The organism is Streptomyces inhibens, from assembly GCF_003389455.1.
Taxonomy (GTDB): domain Bacteria; phylum Actinomycetota; class Actinomycetes; order Streptomycetales; family Streptomycetaceae; genus Streptomyces; species Streptomyces inhibens.
In genome coordinates this window covers 1-1,654 of sequence record NZ_QUAC01000293.1, presented here as the reverse complement: position 1 = coordinate 1,654, position 1,654 = coordinate 1, and the positions used below count along the sequence as shown (strand labels likewise).

3 protein-coding genes are annotated in these 1,654 nt (G+C 71.3%); all 3 read right to left on the bottom strand.

Annotated features, from left to right (window positions below; genetic code table 11):
• Positions 1–103 precede the first annotated feature (103 nt).
• Positions 104–331, bottom strand: coding sequence for a hypothetical protein (locus tag DY245_RS33010; protein ID WP_128510838.1), 228 nt, complete (start codon positions 329–331; stop codon positions 104–106).
• A 78-nt stretch (positions 332–409) separates the two neighbouring features.
• A complete protein-coding gene (locus DY245_RS33005) occupies positions 410–1,336 on the bottom strand; it encodes a glutaminase (protein WP_128510837.1) in 927 nt (308 codons plus the stop codon).
• 10 nt (positions 1,337–1,346) lie between these two features.
• Positions 1,347–1,654, bottom strand: a 308-nt coding sequence (locus tag DY245_RS33000) for a helix-turn-helix transcriptional regulator (RefSeq protein WP_147318390.1), incomplete at its 5' end; no start/stop codon positions are given.

The following is a 1,654-nucleotide window of genomic DNA, read 5'->3' as shown; positions in this document are numbered from 1 at the left end:
GGCTGGTAGTCACACACGAGCCAACGGGCGCCCTTCACCATGGTCGCGGCCAGCACAGACATCGGACTCACTCATCTAGGGGCAGGCCCCAGGGCGCGTCTCCCTAGCTCGGGGGATGCTCACCCAGGTACATCACGCCACATTGGCGGCAGAACGGCTTGGCGCTGGCTTTGCCCCAGGCGTCGGCCGACTGGGTGGCGGCGGCCGGGGCCAGCTCCCGCCCGCACATCGCCGTGGTGGTGCCCACCCGCGTCATGTGCCAGAGCTTGACCGGCGTGTCCTCGTGCGGCAGGACACCTTCCTCGTACTCAGCGCGAATCTCGTGCTCCATGGCGGTGCACCTCCTACCCATACGATGCGCCTGCCGGTCAGGGGCCACAACGCCAGCTCGTCCCGGCCGGCCAGGGGCTCAGAACACCGACCATCCCGTCAGCGTCGTGAAGTGGTCCAGGGCCGCGGCGCCCGCGACGGAGTTGCCGCGGGCGTCGAGCCCGGGGCTCCATACGCACAGCGTGCAGCGGCCGGGGATGACGGCGATGATGCCGCCGCCGACGCCGCTCTTCGCGGGCAGCCCGACGCGGTAGGCGAACTCCCCGGCCGCGTCGTACGTCCCGCAGGTCAGCATCACCGCGTTGATCCGCTTGGCCTCGCGGGCCTCCAGCAGCCGGCTGCCGTCGGCGCGCAGCCCGTGGCGGGCCAGGAAGCCGCCCGCGACGGCCAGATCGCGGCAGCTCATCTCGATCGAGCACTGCCAGAAGTAGTGCTCGATGACGCTGGGAACGGGGTTCTCCAGATTGCCGAAGGACGCCATGAAGTGCGCCAGCGCGGCATTGCGGTCGCCGTGCTCGGCCTCGGAGTCGGCCACCGCCTGGTCGAAGGCGAGGTCCGGGTTGCCGCTCTCCTCGCGCAGGAAGTGCAGCATCGAGGTGCTGGCGTCGCCGGTGAGGGTCTGCAGCCGGTCGGTGACCACCAGCGCGCCCGCGTTGATGAACGGGTTGCGCGGAATGCCGTTCTCCGCCTCCAGCTGGACCAGCGAGTTGAACGGCGTACCGGACGGCTCGCGGCCCACCCGCTTCCAGATGTCGCCGTCGCCCTGATTGCCGGGGCTCTGGGCCATCACCAGCGCCAGCGAGAAGGTCTTGGAGATGGACTGGACGGAGAACGGCACCTCCCAGTCGCCGACCCCGTACACCGCGCCGTGGATGTCGGCCACCGCGATCCCGAAACGGTCCGCGGACACCCGCTCCAGCGCCGGTATGTAGTCGGCGACCTGTCCCTGTCGCACGAACGGCCTGGCGTAGGCCGCTACCTCCTCGAGAACGGCCTGGTAGTCCATGACGGACACGCTAACCCGGGCCGAGCAGCACCCCCATAGGAGCCCCCGCCAGCGACTTCACCTCGCGGGCGAGATGCGCCTGATCCGCGTATCCGGCGCGCAGGGCGACCTGTGCGTACGGCATACCGGAACGGGCCAGATCGAGCGCCCGGACGAGCCGGAGCACCCGGGCCAGGGTCTTGGGGCCGTAGCCGAACGCGTCCAGGCTGAGCCGGTGCAGCTGGCGTTCGCTCAGCGCGACGGCGCGGGCGACCTCGGCGACGGGGCGGCCGCGGGCGAGCGCCGCGGCGACGGCGGCGGTCCGGCCGGTGCCCGCGC